Genomic DNA, 23,412 nt, shown 5'->3' with positions numbered 1-23,412 from the left:
CGGGTAACTATTTTATTAATTTTAAATTCAATTATGAATATGCTGTCTTTAAAAGCAGAAAATATATCAAAGCAATATCGCCTGGGACAAGTGGGCACAGGAACTCTTTCTCATGACCTTAACAGATTCTGGCATAAAGTAAGAGGAAAAGAAGATCCTTATCTTAAAATTGGAGAAACCAATGACAGAACTACAAAAGGTGATTCTGAATATGTATGGTCACTCCGTGATATCAATTTTGAAATCCAACAGGGAGACGCTGTTGGAATTATTGGAAGAAATGGTGCAGGAAAATCAACTCTTCTGAAAGTATTAAGTAAAGTCACAAAGCCTACCACAGGAAAAATATACACCAACGGAAGAATAGCCTCCTTATTAGAAGTAGGAACAGGTTTTCACCCTGAAATGACAGGACGTGAAAATGTCTTCCTTAATGGTGCTATTTTAGGAATGACAAGAAAAGAAATTAAGAGAAAATTTGATGAAATTGTTGACTTCTCAGGAGTAGCGAGATATATAGACACTCCGGTTAAACGATATTCTTCGGGGATGTACGTTCGTCTTGCTTTTGCTGTAGCCGCTCACTTAGAATCCGAAATCCTTATTGTAGATGAAGTCTTAGCAGTGGGAGATGCTGAATTTCAGAAAAAATGTTTAGCTAAAATGTCAGACGTGACTAAAGATCAGGGAAGAACAATCTTGTTTGTAAGCCACAATATGACTGCCATAAAATCCTTATGCAATCAGGGGATTGTAATGTCTAACGGAAACATTATCTACAACGGTACCACAGACAGGGCTCTTAGCGTTTATAATGGAGATAAACAATCTTTTGGTAACAGTGTGATATTAGGAGATCATAAAGACTTTAAGAATAACCTTTTTGAGCTTAACAGCATTTCTTTGGTTGATGAAAATTTACAATCAAATGAAATTGATTTCAGAGAAGATCAAAAATTCAATCTTCTTACTGACATTACGATAAAAGATAATATTAATGAGTATCATCTTTCTTATATAGTAAAAAATTTCAACAATGATATTCTTTTTACCATGAGTAACGGATATAAAGTGAAATTACAAAATGGGAACAATAAACTTGTATGTGATATCCCTAAAGATTTCCTGAATGTGGGCGAATATGTAATAAGTTTATATATTATCAGAAACGTACATGAAAGCGTATTGTATGAAGAAGATATATTAAAATTCAGAATTACTGAAAGGTCAAAAGAATTAGGTGAATGGTTGGGTGTAGAACCTGGATTTATAAAAACTAATTTTGAATGGCAGCTTTTATAAGAAAGTTTGTTGACTATATAAAGAGTAATGATTCTTTATCTAATTATTTTAAGAGAACGGTTTATAATTTCAGATATAAATCATTTTCTGAAATAGTTTCTATAAAGGATATTATTGATTGTAAACAGCAAACTATTCAAAAGCTTGCAGAAGAAAACAAGACCAAAACCTATCTGTCGAAATTCCTCAATATTGAAGAACGGTATATTGAAGTTGTATCTCCAGAAGTATCACTTTATCAATTTGAAGATGCTTATATTGATATCAATTCATCTTCAATCCTTCAAAATGATAATCTGATCACTCATAGAAGTGAAGGTGAAAGATTTAATGAAGGTTTTGTAAACTTCCATAATGATAAGCACGCTAAAATTATCAAAAAGGAGGTTGAGGAACTTGAAGAAGGCTTCTTTTTAGGAGGAAACGGTTCCTGGAACTGGTTTCATTTCCTAATAGAAATAATGCCTAAAATTACTTTACTAAATCCCAAGTACACCTCAACCGTTTTAGTGAATGATATTGTACTCAAGGTTCCAAGTATGAAGAAAATACTGGATTTGTTTATCATAAATAAGTTTGATGTAAAGTATTTAAATCCGGGCAAAACATATCATGTAAAAAAGCTTTATCATATAAATGATTTTAACCACATTCAGTTCAACAGATTTGACAACCTGATTAAAGCAGAAGGAGCTTTCTACAATACAGAGATAACCTATAATTTTTCTAATTATATTTTAGAGAAATTAGTCATTAATGACGAGCTTCCTAAGAAACTTTTCTTGTACCGGAAAAATACTCACAGGATTGCTGAAAACCAGGACCAGATATTAGAATATTTAAAAAAATTCGATTTCGTACCGATATGCCTGGAAGAACTTAGTATAGAAGAGCAAGCAAGTTATTTTAAAAATGCAGAGTTTATCATAGGAATTTCAGGAGCGGCATGGACTAATTTAATATTTTGCAGAAATCAGCCTAAAGCTATTTGCTTTACTGCTGACAATGCAGTTGATTTCAATGCATTTTCCAATTTAGCTTATATATTTAATGTTGATTTCTATGCACATTTATATGTTAATGAAGGACTTCATACCAATAGCAATTTTACAATTATTTTTGATAAATTTATAGAACTATTTAACTACATTAATGAAAAATAATAAACCTCAGATCATTACATTTGATAAAATAGGTAACCCTCAATTAGGATATATTACCATAGCTGAAGCTCAGAAGAATGTTCCTTTTGATATCCAGCGTGTTTACTGGACATACTATACTCCCCAGGATGTAACCAGAGGAGGGCATGCTCATCGAGAACTACAGCAAATTATATTTGCTGTTTCAGGAACTATTATATTTAATACCGAAGATAAGGATGGAAATAAAGAAAACTTCATCTTAGACCATCCTACAAAAGGCTTGTATATACCTGAGCTGGTGTGGAGAGACATTCAATTTTCACATAATGCTGTACTTCTGTGTCTTGCATCTTTACTATATGATGAAAAAGACTATTTCAGAGATTTTGAAGAGTTTAAAAAAGCGATCGACAAAAATTAGTAAATATAACATCAAAAAGCATATATGAAATTCAACAACAAGAATATATACATTAGCGAAAAAGCTATAATAGGAAAAAATGTAAAAATTGGAGACAACACTGTTATATATGATAATGTAACTATTGGTGATAATTCAATCATCTGTAATGACTGTGTAATAGGTGAGCCATCAAATGATTATTATTTTAATAAAAATTATGAAAACCCAAAAACCATTTTGGAAGAAGGAGCTTTTATAAGAAGCCATAGTATTCTATATGCAGGCTCATCTTTCGGGAAAAAGTTTTCAACAGGTCATCGTGTGACTATCAGGGAGCACTCAAAATTTGGTAATAACTGCAGAATCGGTACTGTTTCTGATATACAAGGGTATGTTGAATTTGGAGATAATTGTTGGCTACACAGCAACGTACATATTGGGCAACAATCTAAAATAGGGAATTATGTATTTATTTACCCATACGTAGTATTCACAAACGACCCTACTCCACCTTCTGATATATGTATTGGTCCTACAATTGGTGATTTTTCTCAAATTGCTGTAGGCACAGTATTACTCCCAGCATCGGAAATAGGAAAGCATTGCTTGGTGGGTGCACAATCGCTTGTTGGAGGTAAATACGAAGATTATTCCTTGATTATTGGAAATCCTGCAAAAAAAATCAAAGATGTCCGTGAGCTCAAATCAAAAAATGGGAAAAAATCACATTATCCATGGCCCTATAACTTTTCTAGAAATATGCCATGGGAACACGAAGGATTCGAAAATTGGAAATTAAACAATGGTTACGAAAATGATTAACTTTTTAAACTTACAAAAAATAAACCTCAAATATCAGCAGGAAATAGAAGAAACTTTATTACAGACTTTCCGTTCCGGCTGGTATCTTCTTGGTGAAAAGACAAAGGTTTTTGAACAGAATTTAGCTGAATATATAGGTTCAGATCATGCCCTTGGTGTAGCCAATGGACTCGATGCGCTGCGTCTCATTTTCCGCGCTTATATAGAACTGGGAATAATGAAACCCGGAGACGAGGTGATTGTTCCTGCCAATACCTATATAGCATCAGTTCTGGCTTTATCTGATAATGGCTTAATTCCTGTTTTTGTAGAGCCGGATGCAAAAACCTACAATATCGACCTTTCTAAAATTGAAGAAAAAATCAGTCCGAAAACAAAAGCAATATTGATTGTCCACCTCCAAGGAAGGATTGTTTTTTCAGAGAAGCTGAAAAATATTGCTAAAAAATATAACCTTAAAATTGTTGAAGACAACGCTCAGGCTATTGGTGCAGAATGGAAGGGCATTAAATCTGGAAACCTTGGAGATGCTTCAGGCTTCAGCTTTTATCCCGGTAAAAATTTGGGAGCATTAGGAGACGCCGGAGCTGTGACCACCAATGATACGGAATTATTCGAAACAGTTCGTGCATTAGGAAATTATGGTTCTAATCAGAAATATGTAAATATATATAAAGGCCTGAATTCCAGAATGGATGAGCTACAGGCTGCCGTTTTAGATGTCAAATTAAAGTATATCAATCACGAAAACGAGACCCGTCGTGAAGTAGCGAAAAAATTTATTTCCGGCATCACCAATCCTAAAATTATACTTCCTGAAAATCCGGCTGATGAGAATGAACATGTATGGCATATATTTGTGATTAGAACAGAAAACAGAGATGCTCTTCAGGCTTATTTAACAGAAAAAGGGATACAGACTATCATTCACTACCCTATTCCACCTCATAAACAACAGGCTTACAAAGAATACAATGATCTTTCTTTTCCTGTGACTGAAAAAATGCATGAGGAAGTCCTTAGCCTACCTATTTCATCAGTCTTGGAAGAAAAAGAAATTGAAACAATTATTAAAACTATAAATGAGTTCTAAATGGAACAACCATTAGTAACTGTCATCGTTGTATCCTACAACCATTCCCGATATATTAGGGAAAATCTGGACAGCATCAAAAACCAGACTTATACCAATATTCAATTGATTGTTGGTGATGATGCTTCCTCTGATAATTCCGCTGATGTCATTGAACAATGGCTAAAAGAAACTCAATATCCTGCAGAAAGAAATTTTCATACAAATAATACAGGGCTGGCTACCATGCTTAACGAATCTATTGATCTGGCAAAAGGGAAATACATTAAACTGATTGCTGCAGATGATTTTATGCATCCTGAAGCCATTGAAAAGTCAGTTTCCTTGCTTGAAAGTTTAGGAGATGAATATGGTATGGTATTCAGCAATACTCATACGGTTGATGATAGTGGATCTATTATTGGAGATATTTCGAATTATGACAGTCTGAAGGGAATGGATCCTCACACTTTTAAAAGAGAACTTCTGAAAGAGAACAGAATACATGCTCTAACTGTTTTGTTAAAAACTGACGTCATTAAAGAAACAGGTAAGTATGATACAAAATTAATTGTGGAAGATTATTTCAGATGGCTAAAAATCAGCGAAAAATATCTCATCGCCTATATTCCGGAAAAACTTGCCTATTATCGAAAACATCCAGAAAATCTATCTAAAATAAAAGCAGAGAGAATTGAGATGGAAGCCCTTCTTCTTCAAATGATGTTTGATAAAGACGGGATCCTTAAAGATAAAATTAACAGTCGTACGCACAGATATTATCTATTTGGAAAGCTTTTTGATGAATACAGCCATGCTTATAGTGCTTACCCCTATCGTACCAAGAGATTAGATATAGCGATTAGAAATAAGCTACCAACTTTACTTTATAAAATTATCAACAAGATCGCAGAATTAAAAATGTAATCTGAAAGTTAAAATATCATCCTGCCCGGAATAAGGCATAAAACAGTCAACATATGATTATTGGTAATGGAATTCTGGCAAATGCCTTAAGGTTTTATGATAAAGAAGATGTTATTTTTTTTGCATCAGGGGTTTCCAATTCTCTGGAAAAAAATCCGGCAGAATTTGAAAGAGAAATCGCTCTGTTAACAAAAGTAACAGAAGAGTTTCCGGATAAAAAACTGGTTTATTTTTCAACCTGCAGTATTTATGACCCAACAAAAAAAGACAGCTTATACGTTAATCATAAGCTTAACGCTGAAAAATTCATTGCAGAGCAATGCAAAAACTTTGTTATTTTCAGAATTGGAAATGCAGTAGGACGTGGAGGAAATCCCAATACGCTGATCAACTTTCTTAAGAACTCAATCCTGTCCGGAACTCCATTTACAATCCACAACAATGCAAAGAGAATTCTCATTGGCACTGATGATATTGCTTTATTTACAGAACAGTATATTGATGTATTCAGCAATGAGATCATTAATCTGACCTACCCATATCAGTACTCTCTACCTGAAATCCTGTTTCAGCTGGAAGAGCATTTGGGAAAAAAAGCAGTGTTTGAAAATATTGATGAAGGTTCTTATTATAATATAGAATTCAACCCCCGTACAGAATCTTTTTTCTCTGGAATTTCTTCCGGGGATTATTTGAAAAAATTATTTTCAGCCTATTTATAAAGTAAAACATTTTGAATGACAAATAAAGTTTCCATTATTGTTCCCTGTTTTAATCACGCAAAATATCTGGAAGAATGCATACAGTCTGTGATGAACCAGTCTTATCCCCATTGGGAATGCATTATTGTAGACGATGGTTCTACTGATGATACAGCAGCCGTATCCAGAAAGCTTGAAAATGATAAAATACGCTATGTTTATCAGGAAAACAAAGGCCTTTCCGGTGCCCGGAATACGGGGATCAGAAATGCTTCAGGAGACTATATTCTGCCCCTGGATGCAGATGACACCCTTAATCCGCAGGCTTTAGAAAAGATGATGGCTGTTATTGATCAAAACCCTGATACATTGATCGTTTTTTCAGACACCGTTACTTTTGGTCATACCAGCAAAAAATCCAATTTACAGGAAAAATTCACCCTTAAGGAATTGCTTTTGGGGAATAAATTATACTGCACTTCCCTATTTGCGAAAAAATATTTTGATGAAGGAATTATTTATGACGAAAAATTAAGACACGGATTTGAAGACTGGGAATTTTGGATACAGCTTATATCTTCGCACAGAAACCAGCCTGTAACCAAGATTGATTATGTTGTTTTCAATTACAGATCCCACCCGGAGACTTCCATGATAAAAGACATTACCGGCAACAATGATAAAAAAGAGTTTATCTATCATACCGTCTATGAAAAACACAAAGCACTGTTTCATGAATTTTTCCCCAGTTATATTGCCCTTTTAAATAGAAAAACATTTTATGAAAAAAAACTGGAGAATATATACAACAGTAAACCTTACAGAATATTTAACTTTTTAAAAAATTTATTTAGATGAGTCAGTTCGTACATGTAATAATGACAAGATTCAATGTTCCCACAAAAGGCTGGAACGAAACACGTTCAGGATATAAACCCCTTACAGAAGAGTGGCTGGATGACCGGTTTAAGTTATTCAGAACTTATGTGCTTCCTTCCTATAAAAACCAAACCAATCAAAACTATATATGGCTGACTTTTTTTGATGTCAATACATCTGAGAAGTTTAGAAATATCATCAAAGAAATCGAAGCAGAATATCCTGTTTTCAGAGCCGTTTTTGTAGAAGATTTTGATGCCATGAAAACCAAAGCGGTAGAAGTGATTCCACAGTATTTCACTCCTGATACAAAATTTATCATCACCAGTGAACTTGATAATGACGATATGCTTCATCAGGACTATATAAAAACTGTTCAGGAACATTTTAAACCGATTCATGATCTTGTTATTGACTTAAGAAGAGGATACCAGCTGACAATGCTTCCTGGTCGTAAAGCGGTCGTAAATGTCTATAATGCGGTCGTAAACCCATTTGTAAGTCTCGCAGAAAGTGTGGATAACTTCAAAACCATGTTAAAAGAAAGAGCGCACAACAGCTATCGCCATTATCCGGATTTCTCTGTGGAAGACAGTAAGGAAATGTACATCCAGGTTATCCATCAGTACAACTTAATGAACGTTACCTTTAAACATAAAGCTGTTCCTGAAGTAGATTTTTCTGAATATGGAATGACAGAAGACACCAAATTTACAATAGACGGGTTCAGGACCCTTCAGCATAATATAGCCAGAGTACCTTTTGTAATGGGACTTATTCTGAAAAAGATATTTAAGAAATAAGATTCTTCCAGTCATGAAGCTTAACAACCTCCAGATATTAAGAGGGATTTCAGCCTTATTGGTATGCTGTTTTCATTTCCGTGAAACAATAAACCTGCCAGGGCTTAATCTTGGCGATATTCTCTTTAAAAAAGGGAGTATCGGAGTTCCTGTATTTTTTATTATCAGTGGGTTTATTATGGCTTTCACCACTCAAAAAATAAATTTCAGTAAAGATTCTTTTCAGCAGATCACTTCATTTTACAAAAGAAGGGTGATCAGAATTGTTCCACTGTATTATCTTCTGACTTTCGCTGCGATAATACCCGGAGGGAGTTTTTTACTCTATTTTCATGGTGCAGGGCTTTATGAGCTTATCCATTCATTGCTATTCCTTCCCACCAGGAAAGAATTTCCGGTCCTTTTCTTAGGCTGGTCCTTAAATTTTGAGATGTTCTTTTATCTCCTATTTGGGCTCTCATTATTTTTTAAAGAAAAAAGGTATTATTTCATTGTAGCATTTTTCATTCTGACTACCATTTTGGGTTATTGTATACATTTTGACAGCCCTTATATGAAAATGGTAACCCACTCTCTGAACCTTTATTTTGTTGTAGGAATTCTCTTTGCTCTCTTACTGAACCAATATAAAGTACCAAAGAAATGGGCAGCAATAGTTTCTGTAATAGGAATAACATCGTTTATACTTGTTTTGCTTAGTGTCATTCCAATAGATAATGATTGGGTAAAACTGGCCATCATCTCCGCATTTGTCTTTTCTTTCCTCACTTTTGATTATATATTCCATTGTAAAGGAAACAAATTCTTAATATTTCTGGGAGATATTTCCTATTCATTATACCTGTCACATCCTTTCGTAGGAATTATTTTAAAAAGATTTAAAGTTGAAGGCTATTTAAACATTCCTTTTTTTCTTCTTAAAATTGTTTTAGTTATTATTGTAGCCTCACTTCTATACTATTTAGTAGAGAAAAGAGTTACCAATTATTTGAAAATTAAATTAAAAGCATAATCCGAAAAAAATGAAAATTTCAGTCATTATTCCCGTTTACAATGCCGAAAAATATGTTGCTCAGGCTGTAGAATCCGCTCTCCGGTTTGAAGATGTATATGAAGTGGTATTGGTAGAAGATAAATCACCTGACAATGCCTTGCAGGTATGCCGGGAACTCGCTGAAAAAAATGGCAGGGTAAAACTCTTTCAACATCCGGACAAAGGAAATCATGGAGCAGGTGCCAGCAGAAATTTAGGAATGGAAAAAGCTGAAGGAGATTTTATTGCTTTCCTTGATGCAGATGACTACTATCTTCCTAACCGTTTTGATGCAGAAAAAAAACTTTTCATCAATCATGAAGTAGATGGAGTTTATGGCGCTATAGGTGTTCACTATTATTCTGAAAAGGCAAAAGAGCAGTATTATAAAGTTTTTGGAGATCGTCTGACTACAGTTTATAAAGAACATCCTCCTAAAGATGTATTTCCGGGACAGCTGAATATGAGAGGAACTTTTGGACTTTTCAGTATTGATGCTTTAACGATCCGGAAGAGTTCTCTACAGAATATGGAGTATTTTTTCAAAACCCATTTAAAGCTTCATCAGGACACAGAATTCTTATTCAGGCTTTCCTACTATCTGAATCTGTATCCGGGAATTCTTGACAAAGCTGTAGCCGTGAGAGGTGTTCATGAGAATAACAGAATTACCAAAGTAGATTCCGGAGAAGTAAAACCAGCTTCTACGCGAGTGGTATTGTGGAAGGAAGTTAACCACTGGGCAGAAAATGAAAATACCATTCCTGAGGATATTAAGCTTCACATCAAGCGGGTATACAGAAGTTTCCAGATTGCCAATGCTCCCCTTCTGAAAAAATGGGGAATGATCACAAAGTATTTGTTGACAGACTATAAAAGCATACGCTCAGGGTTGTACAATATCAACTTCAGAAATGAGTTACTCTAACGATAAACTAAACATTTAGTTCTAAAAAAACATCTACATATCAACGTTTTACAAAATGAATCTTTCTTAAAAGATTTCGCATCGGCTTTTCAATAAACTGGTAAAAAACGGCAGAACTCAACAGCATAACGATAATATAAATCAAAAATACAATATCTATGCTGAATGTACACTCCTGCCATTTCAAAAACTCTCTTACAAGGTAAAGCACAGGAATATGGGTGATGTATATACCATAGCTTATTTCCCCCAGATACTCCATTGGCTTCATTGAAAAGAACCGGGAAATCTTCCCATTATTAGCAGAGATCAAAAGGATAGCAGGAACAAACAGCAATGCCATTAACCCATTGTGGTAGAATAGCGGAACAAATATCAGAGACAGAAGGATCAGTAAGAACACGATAATAACATGACGGTCATAATTTTTCTGTCTGTAATTTTTCACAAAAAATATCCCCGCAAGATTTCCGATAAGGAATTCATTAAGATGCCAGAAAGGGAAATAATAGAGAAACTCATGGCTTTTCGTATGAGGTCCTTCATAAGCTCCATACACCGGATAAAGATTAGAAAACACCTGCGTAATCAGCCAGAGACCAATGGCAAACACCCAGATCATTTTGTTTTTCCTTGCATAAAAATAATTATACAAAAATGGAAAAAGCAGGTAGAAGAAGAACTCTACGGAAATTGACCATCCGGGAAAATTCAGAATCATTGCTTCTCCCGGTATCCAGCTCTGAATGCCTAACCCATATAAAACCAGTTTATACCAATCAAACATCTCATATCTTGTCATAAAATAGAGCAAAAGTCCGAGCATATAAAGTGGATAAATCCTGGCAAACCTGTTTTTGTAAAATTCCAGGTAATCAATTTTATCTTTCTTGTGATAAGCAATGATCATGATAAATCCTGAAAGAATAAAAAAATAGCTTACTCCTACGTTAGCCCTCAGAAAAAGATTGGAAATATAATCTATCTTATATAAAAACAGATCTTTATTGAAATGAGAAATTACAATTGCCATTGCGGCAACAAACCGGGTAAATGTAATCTGACTTATTTTCACAGAACACCAAATGATTTACTTTATCAAAACTCAGCAACCTCAATCTGAAAAGTTGTTTTATTGGGTATAAAGTATTAATTTTTAAGGCACAAAAATAAGATTTATTATTATAATTATTTAAAACAAATTATATTTGTAAACTACAAATGTGAAAATAAATTCAGTTATGCTTGATGAAATTTTAGCAAAAATTCAACGGAAAGGCCAGATATCTCGTCTCAAAAAACACCCTAATGTTTCTTTTAAAGGGATAAAACTTGGGATCAGTAATCATTTTGTTCTGCACGAAAATTTAAAACATGTGACCCTCGGGAATTCCATGAGCTTCCGAAATTATGTACATATTCTTGTGCAGCAGAATGCCACTTTAGAAATCGGGGATCATTTTTTCATGAATAATTTCTGCTCTATCAATTGTCTCGACAGAATTTCAATAGGAAACAATACATTATTCGGGGAAGGGGTAAAACTGTATGACCACAACCACGCTTACCAGACTCAGCCGGAATTTAAGCTGTTCTCCTCCGAGTTCACTACAGCTCCCATCAAAATAGGAAGTAACTGCTGGCTTGGAAGTAATGTGACCGTCTTAAAAGGAGTTACTATTGGGGACAACTGTATCATCGGAGCAGGATGTGTCATTCATAAAGATATTCCGTCTAATACTACCGTTATCAATCATCAGGATTTAATATTCAAGGAACGTTCATGAAGTTTTCTATCCTTATCGCCCATTACAACAACGCCATCTTTTTTAAGGATTGCTTTGAAAGTATTCTTCAACAGACCTATACAAACTGGGAAGCTGTAATTTTAGATGATGCCTCTTCTGAAAACGAGAAGAAAATGATACAGGAAATGATTTCAAAGGACAAAAGATTTAAGTTTTTTGAAAATGAAAAAAATTCCGGTGTAGGAGTTACAAAAAGCAAACTGATTGAACTGGCCGAAGGAGAAATCTGTGGTTTTCTGGATCCGGATGATGCTATTTCCCCTACCGCTATTCAAAAATGTATGGAGATTTTTCAGGCTAAAAAAAACACAGTTCTTACCTATTCAAGGTTTATGACATGTGATCAGAACCTGAAACCAATAGCTCCGTTCAGATCAGCTATGCAGGTACCGAACAGAGATCCTTATTTTTTTAATTTTCCGATTCAGATTGCTCATTTTGTAACCTTCAGAAAAGCAGTTTATGAACAGACCGAAAAAATGAACCCTAATCTGAAAATAGGAGAAGATCAGGATTTATATCTTAAAATGTATGAAAAAGGGAATGTTCAGTTTATCAACGAAACTAACTATCTTTATAGAACCCATCAGGGCGGAATTTCCCAGAATGACAATAAAAAGAAATCCCACGAATATTTTGCCCAGGTGATTTTCAATACCATAAAGCGCAGAGGACTTACGACCATCAATGGAGAAAAAGTTCCTGAACAGTATACAGGTGCAGATGAAATATTCGGGCTCCTGCAGTATCAGCATCAGCTGCCTTTCCGTATCAAGAAAAAAATAAAAATTACGTTACAATCAATCTTCGGATAATGTTAGAAAAAAAAATAAAAATTTTGTTCAGGCACCGTTCCATGGAAATGGGAGGCGTGGAAAAAGTATTACTGGGACTTCTCAACAACCTTAACCCAGACAAATTTGAAATGACGGTATGCCTTACGCTTAACCAGGGGAAACTGCGTGATGAACTTCCGAAGCACATCAGAAAAATATACCTTACTGACGGAAAAGAAGATTTTTCCAACAATTCTATTTTACAGAAACTTCAGCTCGTTAAAAGAAGAATAAAGCTGAGAAAACTAAAAAATACTCCGGCCATTGCAGACCGTCTTATCAATGATACGTTTGATATTGAGATCGGAATGGATTACAGAGACTATGATGCTATTCTGAATTCAACCAATAAGAATTCAAAAAAAATCGGATGGTTTCACTCTGAAATTAATGTTCCGAAATTTCAGCCTTTAGTGCCGGATATATTAAAGAGCTTTCCGCAATTTGACCACATGGTATACTGTTCCCACAAGATCAAAGATATGATGCACCAGCATTACCCTAATCTTAATTATCCGGCTGAGAGCGTTATCATCAATCCTATTCCTATCGAAGAAATTAAACGTAAGGCAGAAGGAAAGCTTGAAAATTTCCCTGAAGGACCTGTTTTCGCATCTATAGGAAGACTTCATTCAAGAAAAGGATATCATAAGCTTATTGACGCTCATACAAAGCTTATCAACGAAGGATTTCATCACAGCATCATTGTTATTGGTGAGGGTGATGAAATGAACAACCTCAAGGCACAGGCAGCTAAAAATAATGTTGAAAAAACATTTATTCTGGTTGGTAACCAAATGAATCCTTATCCTTATATCAAAAAAGCGGATTATTTTGTTCTTCCTTCGGAGTCTGAAGCATGGCCATTGGTCATTGCTGAAGCTTTAATTCTTCAGAAACCTATTATTGCAACAGAGGTAGGAGATGTAGGATTGATGATCAAAGACCGGGAAACAGGATACCTTATCAGTTATGAAGTAGATGAAATGTATGCAGCCATGAAAACATTCCTTACCGATCCTGACCTTGTTCTCCACATCAGAGAGAATCTTAAATCAATTGAAAGTCAGTTTGACAATAAGAAAATATTTGACAGCGTAGAAAATATTATAGAAACGCTGCACAAAAAATAAGTTACTGTGCTGAATACCCTCCGTCAATCACAAGGTTGCTACCCGTAACCCATCTTGAGGCATCAGACAACAGGAAAATACAGGCATTCGCTACATCTTTAGGTTCACCTATTCCCAGCGGATGCTTTTTTATGATTTCTGATGAAGCTTCTTCTCCGATATTTTCAAACATTTTCTCTAAAATCGGAGTATTAACCATTGCCGGACTTATACTATTAACCCGAATATTACTTCTTGAAAGCTCCATGGCCAAAGAACGGGCTCCGGAAATTACAGCACCTTTACTGGCAGAATAAGCAGCCTTCCCGGCCTCTCCTATCATCCCTGCAACAGAAGAAATAAACACAAAACTGGAGTTTTCGTCTTTGTATTTTTTTAAAGATAAAATTTTTGCAATTTCAAGTCCTGCAATGACATTCACTGCAAATATGTCCTGATATAACTGAGGATTGTGCTTTTTTAATGGTAACGTTTTTTCGATACCCGCACAGTGAATAAATCCTGATATTTTACCTAAAACTGAAACTTTATCGGCAATAATTGCTTCAAGGTTTTCAGATTGGGTAATATCTTCCGTGATGGTTTCAACTTTTGTTTCAGGATTAAGCATAGAAACGGTTTTCATCAGCTCTTCCTGGTTTCTTCCTACAAGAATCAGATCAGCACCGCTATTGCTGCATTCTACAGAACAGCTTCTCCCGATTCCGGAAGAAGCGCCTGTAATGAGAATAATTTTATTTTTTAATGAGAAAGCATCCATTAATCTTCAAAATTTTCTTGTCCTATAACATTCATCAGATCTGAAACGGTTTCAATATCTTTAAAATGCTTGGTATCAATTTTTTTGCTGAAATTTTCGTCTACAAACGCAATAACAGAAAGTAAGCTGATAGAATCGTAGCTTTCTAAAGATTTCAAGTTCGTTTCAGTAGTCAATGTTTCATCTTCTTCCAATTCCTCCTGTAGTTTTTCTAAAAAAACGGATGTTTTCATATTTTATAATTTTAAATGTTTATTTTTTTAAATTTCCATAATGGTGGCTCCCCATGAGTACCCTACCCCAAATCCGGCCATTAAAACCTTATCTCCTTCTTTAAGCAATCCTTTATCCATCATATTTTTAATCGCAATAGGAATAGTTGCCGAAACAGTATTCCCGGTCTTTTCCATATCAATATAGAATTTCTCTGCCGGTATTTTTGTTTTCTTTCTCAAATAATTCAGCATAAAAGAATTGGCCTGGTGAAAAACAAAATGATCGATATCATCCATCGTCATTCCGTTCACTTCCAATGTTTCTTTTACCAGTCCCGGGATATTTTCAATGGTGAAATTAAAAATTTCAGGGCCGTTCATATAAATATTTTCAGGGCTGAATTCGTGCTCAGGGTTCAGTTCAAAGTTTGTTTTGAATGCTCCTTTCTTCACGATAAGGTTTTCTGCACCGCTTCCGTCTGTTCCCAGACAGAACTGATAATCGTTACCTTCAGCTTTTTCAATAATAGTAGAGGCAGAGGCGTCTCCGAATATACTTCGGTTTCCTTTATCATCCGGATGAATATGTTTGGTATATGTTTCTGAAGTAACCAAAAGAATACTCTTGGCAATTCCACCGGCAATCAATCCTTTTGCAAAAGCCAATCCATAAACAAATCCTGAGCAGCCAAGGTTAAAATCCATAGCGCCTATATTTTTCCTAAGCCCCAATCTGTCCTGCAAAATACAGGCCGTTGTAGGGAGGAAATACTCCGGACTCTGGGTACAGAACAAAATAAAGTCTACCTTGTTTCTGTCATAGTTTTCGAAAATTTTTTCTGAAGACTGTACCGCCATATCCAGTACAGTTTCGCTGTCAGAAGAAATATGACGTTGAGAAATACCTACTTTCTCCTGAATACGTTCAGAACTCCATTCAGGAAACTGCTTTTCAAGATCATCGTTAGTTAACACCTGCTGAGGCAGATAATATTCTATTTTTGAAATTTTCATCATATTAATAAATTCTCTTTCTTTGCAAAAGTAACAAAACAAATTTACACTTGTGATGATTTTTATATTCAGAATCCTACTAAAAATGGACTCCCTCTATCATAATTTCTTGAACAGGGGCAGCCTTGAAGTGGCTAAATATAGAGGGATGAAAGTTGGAAAAAACTTTAACATGCCTGACAAAGTGTATTTCGGAACAGAGCCTTACCTTATCGAAATTGGTGATAATGTGAACATTGCGGGAGATGTACGGTTTGTCAACCACGGCGGAACGACAACTCTGCTCAGAAAACTTCCAGGTTATGAAGATGCCAGAATCCTGGGGAGAATAAAAATTGGGAATAACTGTACCATTGGTCTCAATGCTGTTATTATGCAGGATGTACAAATTGGGAACAACTGTATTCTGGGCGCCAACTCCGTCCTGTCACAGTCTATGCCAGACAACACAGTCTTTATCGGAAATCCGGCACAATTTCTGTGTACTATTGAAGACTATGGAGATATTGTTCTTAAAAACAATCCGGAATATCCCCGTGAATTGGAGAAAGACAGAAAAAAACTGGATGCTTATATCAAAGAAAATCTTCCTCACAAGTATAAAAAAGCAAGAAAAATTAAATAAATTTAATCTTGTAAAATCATAAAAAGTAAAAAACAAATTGAAAAAGAAAAAACTCCTCATTCGTATAGGTTCATTACGTCATGGTGGTGCTGAGAAAGTATTAATCAACTTTTTGAAGAACCTGCCTGCTGACAAATATGAAGTTGACCTTCTGGTAAATCTCTATTCAGGATTATACATTAAAGAGGTTCCGTCATGGGTAACGCTGTACTATTTGACAAAAGGAGAAATGATAACGACCAACAGACCGCAGGATATTCCTGTGAAAGCTTACAGGGTTCTCTATCAGAAAATGTTTCTCTGGTTCCCTTCCCTACTTTATAAATTTATTTTAAAGAATAAAAAATACGATGTAGAGATTGCTGCCATCCATGCGATGCATCAGGAAATTCTCTCCAGCCCTCAAAAAGATTCGAAAAAGATCATTTGGGTACAGAATGATATTTTCAATTTAAAAGAATATACTCCGGAAGTCATCCGACAGTTTTTCAGGTTCGACAGAATTCTGGTAATCTCTAATAAACTTCAGGAAGGAATGCATGATTTGGCTAAAAATGAAGCTGAAAAAGCATCTGTGATTAAGATTTTCAATCCGATTGACAAAAATGATACGTTAAGAAAGGCGGATATTGAAGTAGATGACTATCCTTTCAACAGTGATCTTCCCACTTTTGTAACAGTAGGAACAGTATATCCTCAGAAAGGATATGACAGATTGCTTAATGTGCATAAAAAACTTATTGATGAAGGGTTCAAACATCAGCTTTTGATTATTGGTGACGGGTATGATTTTAATAATATTCAGGATCAGCTCAATACACTTGGTCTTCAGGATACGGCAAAAATGCTTGGTTTCAGCAGTAATCCTTATCCTTATATGAAAAAGGCGGATTTCTACATTATGTCTTCACGACATGAAGGATTTCCTACCATTATTGCCGAAGCGCTTATTCTGAATAAACCTATTTCTGCAACGGATATTTCCGGCATCAGAGATCTTCTGCAGAATGGAAAACTGGGAAATATTACTCCAAATTCCGAAGAAGGGATTTATGAAGGAATGAAAAAGTTCCTTACAGATAAAAATATCACCGAAGAATACAAAAAACAGATTTCGGAAACGGAGCTTCCGTTTGTATTGGAAAAATCTGTAGAACACCTTCAGAAAATAATTGACGAAGTATAAATATATTGACGATGGCTGATTATTCTATCATTCAAAAAGACTTTTACCGGGAAAGTGGAAAGTGGCTTTCCACTTTTCAGATCTGGAAAAAATGCATTAATCCTAATCTTCATTTTGTGTACATTCTGAGAATGGCTCAGAAATATCAGAAAAATCCTTTTTTAAATCCTTTCTGGAGAATTGTATTAAGACATTATCAGATCAAATACGGGTTTCAGATTTATCCTGAGACTCAGATTGGCGAAGGTTTTTATTTAGGTCATTTTGGAAGCCTGGTGATCAATCCGAAAACAGTAATCGGGAAAAATTGCAACATCGCCCATGGCGTTACAATAGGGCAACAAAACCGTGGAAAAAATGAAGGATATCCGGTGATTGGCGATGAAGTATGGATTGGTACTAATGCCGTTATTGTAGGAGGAATCACTATTGGAAATAATGTACTGATTGTTCCCAATTCTTATGTCAACTTTGATGTTCCCTCTGATTCTGTTGTCATAGGAAACCCTGCAAAAATTATCCCTACAGCAGATGCAACAAAGGATTATATCAACCGTAAAGTATAGTAAATCCAACAGTTATCATAAAAATTCTACTTGTATTTATCGGTAATTTCGTGTACATTTGAAAAAATTGTATTGTTTGATTAAAAAATAGCATCACAATCATCCCATTTTATATAAAAATATTACATTTTATTATCCGGATGGTATCTATCATTTAGTACAGCTTGTTCTGAAAAAAATCACTTAATATTAAAAACACAACTCCAGTTTATTACTAATTAAAAAAATAATTTTTGATGAAAAAAATACAAATCCAACTATCCCCATTCCCACCTACACAATCAGCTCTATAAAACAGAAAAACAACAACTTAAATTCAAAAGTTTCTTTTTGAGTTGACAATATCTGCAATATATAAGAATTATTAACTGATATTAATTCTTTTCATGCACCCCATGATTCTGATATTCTGTAGGCTCTTATTCAGAAAAAAATTAAAGAAGTTGATATAAAAATTTATTTTAACAGCACAGAAACATATACAACCATGTTTAAAAAAATAGTTCCCATTCTTCTCATTATAATATATCTAACAGGTTTTTTGATTTCATTCCCTTATATCTTTGATAATCTGTTTGGGGCAGAAAAACTGGACAGTATCCGGAATATTTTTGAGTATGGAATTATGTTTTGTTCGTTTCTGGTATTCAACGCACTGCTTTTTAAGAATAAGTATACATCTGTAATAGCTGTTATTCTCTGTTTATTATTAAGTATTAACTTTCTGATCTCGGTATCCTGTTTTCTTATTTATCATTCCGGATTTAATGTAGGAATGGCTATCAGTATCCTTGAGTCTAACCCTGATGAGGCAATGAGCATGTCTTATATGTTTATTCTTCCGGGCATTTTATTTTTCGTTTTTCTGGGAATGGTGCTGTACTCTGTGAATTACCTTAAAGAAAATATAGTTAAAGTTGATGCTAAATTTATCATTATCGCATTACTGTGGCTTATTTTACCATTCGGATATCACCTTAAACACACCTATGTAAGTAATAAAGGAGGAGGCAGGATGATTAAGAATGTGTATTATCATTTATCTGATTTTAATACCGCGTTGAATATACAGAGAGACATCAACGCAATAAAAAAGAATATTCCGGTTTTCAATATCAAAAAAATACAACCTGGAATAGAAAACGTGATTCTCATCATTGGAGAGTCTGAGAGAAAACAAAATATGTCATTATACGGCTATAACAAGAAGACAACGCCTTATACAGATGAGCAGGCAGGAAATATGATGATTTTTGATCATGCTGTTTCTCCTGCAGGTATTACCAACCTGAGTGTTCCGCTGATGCTGTCCAGTATCCATCCGGATGAATTCAGATATCGTTATGATAAACTATCCTATAATATCATCAACATGGCGAATCAAAGCGGATATAATTCTTTCTGGCTGAGTACACAGGCTAGCGCAAGAGGAATTACAGCCATCGCTTCAATGTCTAAAAACAAAAAGTGGGTAAACGGCTATGATGAAGTAATTGTTCCTGAGCTTCAAAAAGTTATTCAGCAGAAGGAAGATAAATTTGTAGTTCTTCATATTATGGGAAGCCACCCTAATCCATGTAACAGACTTCCTCCTAACTGGAATTCCGGTGATCTGAATTGCTATGACAGCTCTATCAAATACACGGATTACGTTTTCAAAAATATTTTCAGTACGCTGAAGAACACCAACTCCGTAGTCATCTATGCTTCAGATCATGGTCTTAAAATACAAGGTGACAAATTATTGCACGTAGACTCTAAAGAATCTACTCAGGTACCGTTTTTTGTATGGTTTGGTGATAAAGTGCCCGCAAACTATAGAATTACAGGGCATGAAACCAAACAGACCCAAACCACTTATATCTACCCTCTGATCATGAAATATATGGGTCTTGAAGCTCCCCTACATTATAAGAATGAAGGAAATAAATACCTGAATCTGGAGATGAAAAGTATGGAATATGATCAATTGGACGAATAAGCAGGCATTTAAACTTTTATCTGTATTATTTTTCTGTTAATCCAATAAGCAAATAATAAATTAGGAATCCAACACAGCCATGCTACAATAATATAAGACTGAATAGGGTCTCCAGTAATACTTTTTAGTAAAGGGAGCCATAATCTTAATGTGACTGCAGCAAAGGTACAGGCGTAGCTATAGGTCATAAGCTGCTGATGCCTGATCATATTTCCTTTTCTGATTTCTACTAAAGCAGTGAGAGTGGTTAGTAACCAGATCAACCCTAAACAGATAAAACCCATCGCTGAAACCAGCCCTCCATTGGCATAAAATCCCATATAAATAGCTGAAACAGAACTTAGCATCACAGCAATTACATACAACATTCCGATATTCCGATGGATTCTCATATATCGAGTCCGAAATGAACGGCCAAACTGACGCCAGCCTATAAAAAGAGCCAGCCCTCCAAAAGTAATATGGGTGAAAAATGCTGTTTTCCAGATCATGTTGTGGAGTAATTCGGGAGATTTTGAACCCAGAAAAGTATATTTGGATTCAACGAAGGCATAAATAAGAGGATAAGCTCCGATCAGTAATGCCAGTACTCCCATCATTACAAATAATATTTTTTTCATAATACCTGATTATTTTTCTGTAAAAATGAGGATTATAAAAGCTTCAATTGTTCCAAAATGAAAGGTGGAACATGTTTATAAACCATTATGAATAAACACTTTGCTCAATTCACCAGCAAATCATTCCATAGTAATCTCTATACTTTGGCTTTTTAGAAATTCTCTGGGTGAGCAGTCCATATATTTTTTAAAATTCCGGTTAAATGATGTTTTAGAATTAAAACCACTCTCAAAAGCTAATGAAAGAATAGTATACTTTCCGTTTTCAGGAAGTACTGCAATCCTTTTAAACTCTTCAATCCTGTGACGATTGATATAATCATAAAAATTTTTATTCTCAATGGAGTTAATTGCCTGAGAGAGAATATTTGGATGAACTTCCAGTAAGGCAGCGGTATGATTCAGATTCAGTTCGGGATCTTTATAAAGTTTTTCTTTCTCCATCTTCACCACAAGCTTTTCGTAAACAGCCATGATAACATCTTCTCCGGGAGAATTCTTCTGATATTTTACCGTTTCTTCGTTTGTTTCTTTTTCATTTACAACACCTTCCGCTGCAGGCAAGTTCAGAATTCCGACACGACTGATGCCAAAATACGCAGCAGCTACAATAAACAGAACAACTATGAAAAAAATAAGAATGTCATTTCTAATAATCACTGCAATCCATATCAAAGCTAATCCAGCAATAAGATAATACAGCCAGCTGAGATTTATTTTCTCCGTATTTGAATATTGGTCAGAAATCTCCTGTGTATATTTTCTGACAGCAAAAAAACTTAATGTAATATATAATACTCCTGAAAGTATCATCATGTATTTGATAATATTGCTGATTAATTGGTATTGATTGCCTCCGCTTTGATAAATGGCAAGTCTTTCCCAGGGAGACAACATCAATAGTTTAAATAGCATCAAAAAGACAATCAGAACAGGAACAAAATGTAGAAGCCAGATCTTTTTTCCCGGTACTTTTCCTGTAACACAGAGAACATAAATATATAACATTGGTCCGTGGATAAAGGGAAAAATAACTTCATAGCCCAGAAAATAAGGAAACTTTATATAGCCTCCGGAAAAAAACAAGATAAATAAGATAAGATGTATTCCTATCACCAGAAACCATGCTGCCAGAATATAATCAGCTGTAATCTTTCTACGTTTTCCCACAATCAGAAATGAAGAGAAACAGGCGATAAAGACTCCTGCCAGATAGAATACCGATGGTAAAGATTGCAGACCAAAATCAGGCATCAGATAGATAGATTAATAAGAGGTTTAAATTATTCATTTTTTGACAGACACAAAGTCTTTTTATTAACTATTTTAAAAGAAACAATCGAGGTTACCTAAATAATTAAGAATATTTTAATTCACAAATCACAAATTTTAATTTATACTTCGTAATTTTATCCTAGTTTTTTAAACGTTTGGATTAGTATAGAGAATCTAATACTTGTAAAGCATAGCATATCGGAATATTAGATATGATTTTAAGCATATTTTAATATTAAACTTTGTTAAAAGTGATTGAGTTTTTAACAAAAAGTATATTTTTGCACAATTATTGATTTAGTCTATTGATTTTGAAAATAATTTAAACGAAATAAATAATTATAAACTTTTAAAATTTAAAATTATGTCACAATCGTACGAGGTTATTTTCGAAAACAATAAAAAATGGGTAGAGTCCAAACTAGGTGAAGATCCCAATTTCTTCCATGAACTTGCTAAAACTCAGCATCCGGATTATCTTTATATAGGATGTTCAGATAGCAGAGCTACCGCAGAAGAGTTGATGGGAGCAAAACCTGGAGAGGTGTTTGTTTACAGAAACATTGCCAATGTGGTTAATACTTTAGATATGAGTTCCACAGCAGTTATTCAATACGCTGTAGAACATCTGAAAGTAAAACACATTATTGTTTGCGGACATTACAACTGTGGTGGTGTAAAAGCAGCAATGACTCCTCAGGATCTGGGATTATTGAATCCATGGTTGAGAACCATCCGTGATGTTTACAGATTACATCAGGCAGAACTGGATTCTATTCAGGACGAAAACAAGCGTTATGACAGACTTGTAGAACTTAATGTTCAGGAGCAGTGCATCAACGTAATTAAAATGGCCTGTGTACAGGAAAGATACATTTTAGAAGAGTATCCTATTGTTCACGGCTGGGTATTTGACCTTCGAACGGGTAAAATCATTGATCTGGAGATTGATTTTGAGAAAATCTTAAAAGATATCCAAAAGATCTATAATCTTACAGGTTCGGATTGGGTAATGAGCAGAAAGACTAAATAGTTTTTCTAAAAAGAATGTAAAATGAAATTCTGGAGTATTATTGTATTAACGTTTTTTCTGAATTTTACAGCGCTGCCAAGCATTGCTGCGGTTGCGGGCTGGGATATTGCAAGAACGAATATAATAATCAATGAAGAAGAGCCTCATTCTCACCCATCCTCATTCATTGTTTACGAAAAGACGATTCCGAAACCTTTAGATGTATTCGATTATCTGAAGTTTTCCGAACCTGATGTTCAGGGCGTGTCTTTTGTTCTGATTGATGATACTTTTCATCTTTCCCCTTTACTTACTATATTTTCCCCTCCTCCGGAAGCGTAAACTCCTATAGTTAGATTTTTTTGA

At 34.7% G+C, this 23,412-nt stretch carries 26 protein-coding genes; 20 read left to right on the top strand and 6 right to left on the bottom strand.

Translation table 11 applies throughout. The annotated features are described in order from the left end of the window. Positions 1–33: 33 nt before the first annotated feature. From ACKTTZ_RS10000 to ACKTTZ_RS09950, 11 genes are read left to right on the top strand one after another with little or no spacing between them, the layout of a single operon-like run. Positions 34–1,302: a polysaccharide ABC transporter ATP-binding protein gene (locus tag ACKTTZ_RS10000; RefSeq protein WP_407848608.1), complete on the top strand. Its 1,269-nt coding sequence runs from the start codon at positions 34–36 to the stop codon at positions 1,300–1,302. Beyond that, a complete protein-coding gene (locus ACKTTZ_RS09995; RefSeq protein WP_407848606.1) occupies positions 1,287–2,465 on the top strand; it encodes a glycosyltransferase family 61 protein in 1,179 nt (392 codons plus the stop codon). The genes ACKTTZ_RS10000 and ACKTTZ_RS09995 overlap by 16 nt, the downstream gene beginning before the upstream one ends. After that, positions 2,455–2,868 (top strand): sugar 3,4-ketoisomerase, encoded by a 414-nt coding sequence (locus ACKTTZ_RS09990; protein WP_407848604.1) that lies wholly within the window; start codon positions 2,455–2,457, stop codon positions 2,866–2,868. Before ACKTTZ_RS09995 ends, ACKTTZ_RS09990 begins: the two co-directional genes overlap by 11 nt. A 24-nt stretch (positions 2,869–2,892) precedes the next feature. Then, positions 2,893–3,672 (top strand): DapH/DapD/GlmU-related protein, encoded by a 780-nt coding sequence (locus ACKTTZ_RS09985; RefSeq protein ID WP_407848602.1) that lies wholly within the window; start codon positions 2,893–2,895, stop codon positions 3,670–3,672. After that, a complete protein-coding gene (locus tag ACKTTZ_RS09980) occupies positions 3,665–4,765 on the top strand; it encodes a DegT/DnrJ/EryC1/StrS family aminotransferase (protein WP_407848600.1) in 1,101 nt (366 codons plus the stop codon). Before ACKTTZ_RS09985 ends, ACKTTZ_RS09980 begins: the two co-directional genes overlap by 8 nt. Beyond that, positions 4,766–5,671 (top strand): glycosyltransferase family 2 protein, encoded by a 906-nt coding sequence (locus ACKTTZ_RS09975; protein WP_407848598.1) that lies wholly within the window; start codon positions 4,766–4,768, stop codon positions 5,669–5,671. Positions 5,672–5,724: 53 nt separating this feature from the next. Further along, complete coding sequence (locus tag ACKTTZ_RS09970; RefSeq protein WP_407848596.1) at positions 5,725–6,393, top strand: NAD-dependent epimerase/dehydratase family protein; 669 nt, start codon at positions 5,725–5,727, stop codon at positions 6,391–6,393. Positions 6,394–6,408: 15 nt separating this feature from the next. Beyond that, positions 6,409–7,230, top strand: a complete 822-nt coding sequence (locus ACKTTZ_RS09965) for a glycosyltransferase family 2 protein (protein WP_407848594.1) — start codon at positions 6,409–6,411, stop codon at positions 7,228–7,230. After that, positions 7,227–8,054, top strand: a complete 828-nt coding sequence (locus ACKTTZ_RS09960; RefSeq protein WP_407848592.1) for a glycosyltransferase — start codon at positions 7,227–7,229, stop codon at positions 8,052–8,054. Before ACKTTZ_RS09965 ends, ACKTTZ_RS09960 begins: the two co-directional genes overlap by 4 nt. 13 nt (positions 8,055–8,067) lie before the next feature. Further along, positions 8,068–9,066 carry an acyltransferase family protein gene (locus tag ACKTTZ_RS09955; protein WP_407848590.1) on the top strand — a complete coding sequence of 333 codons (999 nt, stop codon included), beginning with the start codon at positions 8,068–8,070 and terminating at the stop codon, positions 9,064–9,066. Positions 9,067–9,076: 10 nt separating this feature from the next. Further along, a complete protein-coding gene (locus tag ACKTTZ_RS09950; protein WP_034691463.1) occupies positions 9,077–10,015 on the top strand; it encodes a glycosyltransferase family 2 protein in 939 nt (312 codons plus the stop codon). 40 nt (positions 10,016–10,055) lie between these two features. Here ACKTTZ_RS09950 and ACKTTZ_RS09945 read toward each other — a convergent pair whose 3' ends face one another. Next, positions 10,056–11,090, bottom strand: coding sequence for an acyltransferase (locus ACKTTZ_RS09945; protein ID WP_156106351.1), 1,035 nt, complete (start codon positions 11,088–11,090; stop codon positions 10,056–10,058). Between the two features lie 166 nt (positions 11,091–11,256). Here ACKTTZ_RS09945 and ACKTTZ_RS09940 point away from each other — a divergent pair, with 166 nt between their 5' ends. Genes ACKTTZ_RS09940 through ACKTTZ_RS09930 form a run of 3 tightly spaced genes read left to right on the top strand, consistent with a single transcriptional unit; the run spans position 11,257 to position 13,792 of the window. Next, on the top strand, positions 11,257–11,802 hold the full coding sequence (locus tag ACKTTZ_RS09940; protein WP_034691466.1) for an acyltransferase: 546 nt from the start codon (positions 11,257–11,259) through the stop codon (positions 11,800–11,802). Continuing rightward, complete coding sequence (locus ACKTTZ_RS09935; protein WP_034691467.1) at positions 11,799–12,638, top strand: glycosyltransferase; 840 nt, start codon at positions 11,799–11,801, stop codon at positions 12,636–12,638. The genes ACKTTZ_RS09940 and ACKTTZ_RS09935 overlap by 4 nt, the downstream gene beginning before the upstream one ends. Continuing rightward, a complete protein-coding gene (locus ACKTTZ_RS09930; RefSeq protein ID WP_253316375.1) occupies positions 12,638–13,792 on the top strand; it encodes a glycosyltransferase in 1,155 nt (384 codons plus the stop codon). Before ACKTTZ_RS09935 ends, ACKTTZ_RS09930 begins: the two co-directional genes overlap by 1 nt. 1 nt (position 13,793) lies before the next feature. Here the strand turns inward: ACKTTZ_RS09930 and ACKTTZ_RS09925 are convergent, their stop codons facing one another. The 3 genes from ACKTTZ_RS09925 to ACKTTZ_RS09915 are packed head-to-tail and all read right to left on the bottom strand — an operon-like array spanning position 13,794 to position 15,784. Further along, positions 13,794–14,552: an SDR family NAD(P)-dependent oxidoreductase gene (locus ACKTTZ_RS09925; protein ID WP_034691470.1), complete on the bottom strand. Its 759-nt coding sequence runs from the start codon at positions 14,550–14,552 to the stop codon at positions 13,794–13,796. Next, positions 14,552–14,785 carry a phosphopantetheine-binding protein gene (locus ACKTTZ_RS09920; protein ID WP_034691472.1) on the bottom strand — a complete coding sequence of 78 codons (234 nt, stop codon included), beginning with the start codon at positions 14,783–14,785 and terminating at the stop codon, positions 14,552–14,554. Before ACKTTZ_RS09920 ends, ACKTTZ_RS09925 begins: the two co-directional genes overlap by 1 nt. Before the next feature lie 27 nt (positions 14,786–14,812). Continuing rightward, on the bottom strand, positions 14,813–15,784 hold the full coding sequence (locus tag ACKTTZ_RS09915; protein WP_253316374.1) for a 3-oxoacyl-ACP synthase III family protein: 972 nt from the start codon (positions 15,782–15,784) through the stop codon (positions 14,813–14,815). Between the two features lie 145 nt (positions 15,785–15,929). On the opposite strand from ACKTTZ_RS09915, the gene ACKTTZ_RS09910 reads away from it, so the two are divergent. From ACKTTZ_RS09910 to ACKTTZ_RS09895, 4 genes are all read left to right on the top strand, one after another. Next, positions 15,930–16,406: a DapH/DapD/GlmU-related protein gene (locus tag ACKTTZ_RS09910; protein WP_227941083.1), complete on the top strand. Its 477-nt coding sequence runs from the start codon at positions 15,930–15,932 to the stop codon at positions 16,404–16,406. 37 nt (positions 16,407–16,443) lie between these two features. Beyond that, the gene (locus ACKTTZ_RS09905) at positions 16,444–17,592 is read left to right on the top strand and encodes a glycosyltransferase (protein ID WP_034691475.1); all 1,149 of its coding nucleotides are present in this window, start codon (positions 16,444–16,446) and stop codon (positions 17,590–17,592) included. Positions 17,593–17,603: 11 nt separating this feature from the next. Beyond that, positions 17,604–18,158, top strand: a complete 555-nt coding sequence (locus ACKTTZ_RS09900) for a serine O-acetyltransferase (RefSeq protein WP_034691477.1) — start codon at positions 17,604–17,606, stop codon at positions 18,156–18,158. A 487-nt stretch (positions 18,159–18,645) separates the two neighbouring features. Continuing rightward, complete coding sequence (locus ACKTTZ_RS09895) at positions 18,646–20,139, top strand: phosphoethanolamine transferase (protein ID WP_034691478.1); 1,494 nt, start codon at positions 18,646–18,648, stop codon at positions 20,137–20,139. Between the two features lie 8 nt (positions 20,140–20,147). On the opposite strand, the gene ACKTTZ_RS09890 is transcribed toward ACKTTZ_RS09895, so the two are convergent. Both ACKTTZ_RS09890 and ACKTTZ_RS09885 read right to left on the bottom strand, forming a co-directional pair. Continuing rightward, positions 20,148–20,759 (bottom strand): DUF2306 domain-containing protein, encoded by a 612-nt coding sequence (locus ACKTTZ_RS09890; protein ID WP_253316373.1) that lies wholly within the window; start codon positions 20,757–20,759, stop codon positions 20,148–20,150. Between the two features lie 120 nt (positions 20,760–20,879). Further along, positions 20,880–22,013, bottom strand: coding sequence for a helix-turn-helix domain-containing protein (locus ACKTTZ_RS09885; protein WP_034691480.1), 1,134 nt, complete (start codon positions 22,011–22,013; stop codon positions 20,880–20,882). A 385-nt stretch (positions 22,014–22,398) separates the two neighbouring features. On the opposite strand from ACKTTZ_RS09885, the gene ACKTTZ_RS09880 reads away from it, so the two are divergent. Then, on the top strand, positions 22,399–23,067 hold the full coding sequence (locus ACKTTZ_RS09880; protein WP_034691481.1) for a carbonic anhydrase: 669 nt from the start codon (positions 22,399–22,401) through the stop codon (positions 23,065–23,067). 21 nt (positions 23,068–23,088) lie between these two features. Then, a complete protein-coding gene (locus ACKTTZ_RS09875; RefSeq protein ID WP_034691482.1) occupies positions 23,089–23,388 on the top strand; it encodes a hypothetical protein in 300 nt (99 codons plus the stop codon). The last annotated feature ends 24 nt before the right edge of the window (positions 23,389–23,412 follow it).

Source organism: Chryseobacterium sp. KCF3-3 (genome assembly GCF_045865955.1).
In the GTDB taxonomy this organism is placed as follows: Bacteria; Bacteroidota; Bacteroidia; order Flavobacteriales; family Weeksellaceae; genus Chryseobacterium.
The sequence above is the reverse complement of the archived record's forward strand: the minus strand, read 5'-3'. Positions and strand labels throughout refer to the sequence as shown.

Excerpts from the sequence above, each read along its gene's own strand:
- ACKTTZ_RS10000 (WP_407848608.1), top strand. The coding sequence starts at position 34 with ATGAATATGCTGTCTTTAAAAGCAGAAAATATATCAAAGCAATATCGC.
- ACKTTZ_RS09995 (WP_407848606.1), top strand. The coding sequence starts at position 1,287 with ATGGCAGCTTTTATAAGAAAGTTTGTTGACTATATAAAGAGTAATGAT.
- ACKTTZ_RS09990 (WP_407848604.1), top strand. The coding sequence starts at position 2,455 with ATGAAAAATAATAAACCTCAGATCATTACATTTGATAAAATAGGTAAC.
- ACKTTZ_RS09985 (WP_407848602.1), top strand. The coding sequence starts at position 2,893 with ATGAAATTCAACAACAAGAATATATACATTAGCGAAAAAGCTATAATA.
- ACKTTZ_RS09980 (WP_407848600.1), top strand. The coding sequence starts at position 3,665 with ATGATTAACTTTTTAAACTTACAAAAAATAAACCTCAAATATCAGCAG.
- ACKTTZ_RS09975 (WP_407848598.1), top strand. The coding sequence starts at position 4,766 with ATGGAACAACCATTAGTAACTGTCATCGTTGTATCCTACAACCATTCC.
- ACKTTZ_RS09970 (WP_407848596.1), top strand. The coding sequence starts at position 5,725 with ATGATTATTGGTAATGGAATTCTGGCAAATGCCTTAAGGTTTTATGAT.
- ACKTTZ_RS09965 (WP_407848594.1), top strand. The coding sequence starts at position 6,409 with ATGACAAATAAAGTTTCCATTATTGTTCCCTGTTTTAATCACGCAAAA.
- ACKTTZ_RS09960 (WP_407848592.1), top strand. The coding sequence starts at position 7,227 with ATGAGTCAGTTCGTACATGTAATAATGACAAGATTCAATGTTCCCACA.
- ACKTTZ_RS09955 (WP_407848590.1), top strand. The coding sequence starts at position 8,068 with ATGAAGCTTAACAACCTCCAGATATTAAGAGGGATTTCAGCCTTATTG.
- ACKTTZ_RS09950 (WP_034691463.1), top strand. The coding sequence starts at position 9,077 with ATGAAAATTTCAGTCATTATTCCCGTTTACAATGCCGAAAAATATGTT.
- ACKTTZ_RS09940 (WP_034691466.1), top strand. The coding sequence starts at position 11,257 with ATGCTTGATGAAATTTTAGCAAAAATTCAACGGAAAGGCCAGATATCT.
- ACKTTZ_RS09935 (WP_034691467.1), top strand. The coding sequence starts at position 11,799 with ATGAAGTTTTCTATCCTTATCGCCCATTACAACAACGCCATCTTTTTT.
- ACKTTZ_RS09930 (WP_253316375.1), top strand. The coding sequence starts at position 12,638 with ATGTTAGAAAAAAAAATAAAAATTTTGTTCAGGCACCGTTCCATGGAA.
- ACKTTZ_RS09925 (WP_034691470.1), bottom strand. The coding sequence starts at position 14,552 with ATGGATGCTTTCTCATTAAAAAATAAAATTATTCTCATTACAGGCGCT.
- ACKTTZ_RS09920 (WP_034691472.1), bottom strand. The coding sequence starts at position 14,785 with ATGAAAACATCCGTTTTTTTAGAAAAACTACAGGAGGAATTGGAAGAA.
- ACKTTZ_RS09915 (WP_253316374.1), bottom strand. The coding sequence starts at position 15,784 with ATGATGAAAATTTCAAAAATAGAATATTATCTGCCTCAGCAGGTGTTA.
- ACKTTZ_RS09910 (WP_227941083.1), top strand. The coding sequence starts at position 15,930 with ATGAAAGTTGGAAAAAACTTTAACATGCCTGACAAAGTGTATTTCGGA.
- ACKTTZ_RS09900 (WP_034691477.1), top strand. The coding sequence starts at position 17,604 with ATGGCTGATTATTCTATCATTCAAAAAGACTTTTACCGGGAAAGTGGA.
- ACKTTZ_RS09895 (WP_034691478.1), top strand. The coding sequence starts at position 18,646 with ATGTTTAAAAAAATAGTTCCCATTCTTCTCATTATAATATATCTAACA.
- ACKTTZ_RS09890 (WP_253316373.1), bottom strand. The coding sequence starts at position 20,759 with ATGAAAAAAATATTATTTGTAATGATGGGAGTACTGGCATTACTGATC.
- ACKTTZ_RS09885 (WP_034691480.1), bottom strand. The coding sequence starts at position 22,013 with ATGCCTGATTTTGGTCTGCAATCTTTACCATCGGTATTCTATCTGGCA.
- ACKTTZ_RS09880 (WP_034691481.1), top strand. The coding sequence starts at position 22,399 with ATGTCACAATCGTACGAGGTTATTTTCGAAAACAATAAAAAATGGGTA.
- ACKTTZ_RS09875 (WP_034691482.1), top strand. The coding sequence starts at position 23,089 with ATGAAATTCTGGAGTATTATTGTATTAACGTTTTTTCTGAATTTTACA.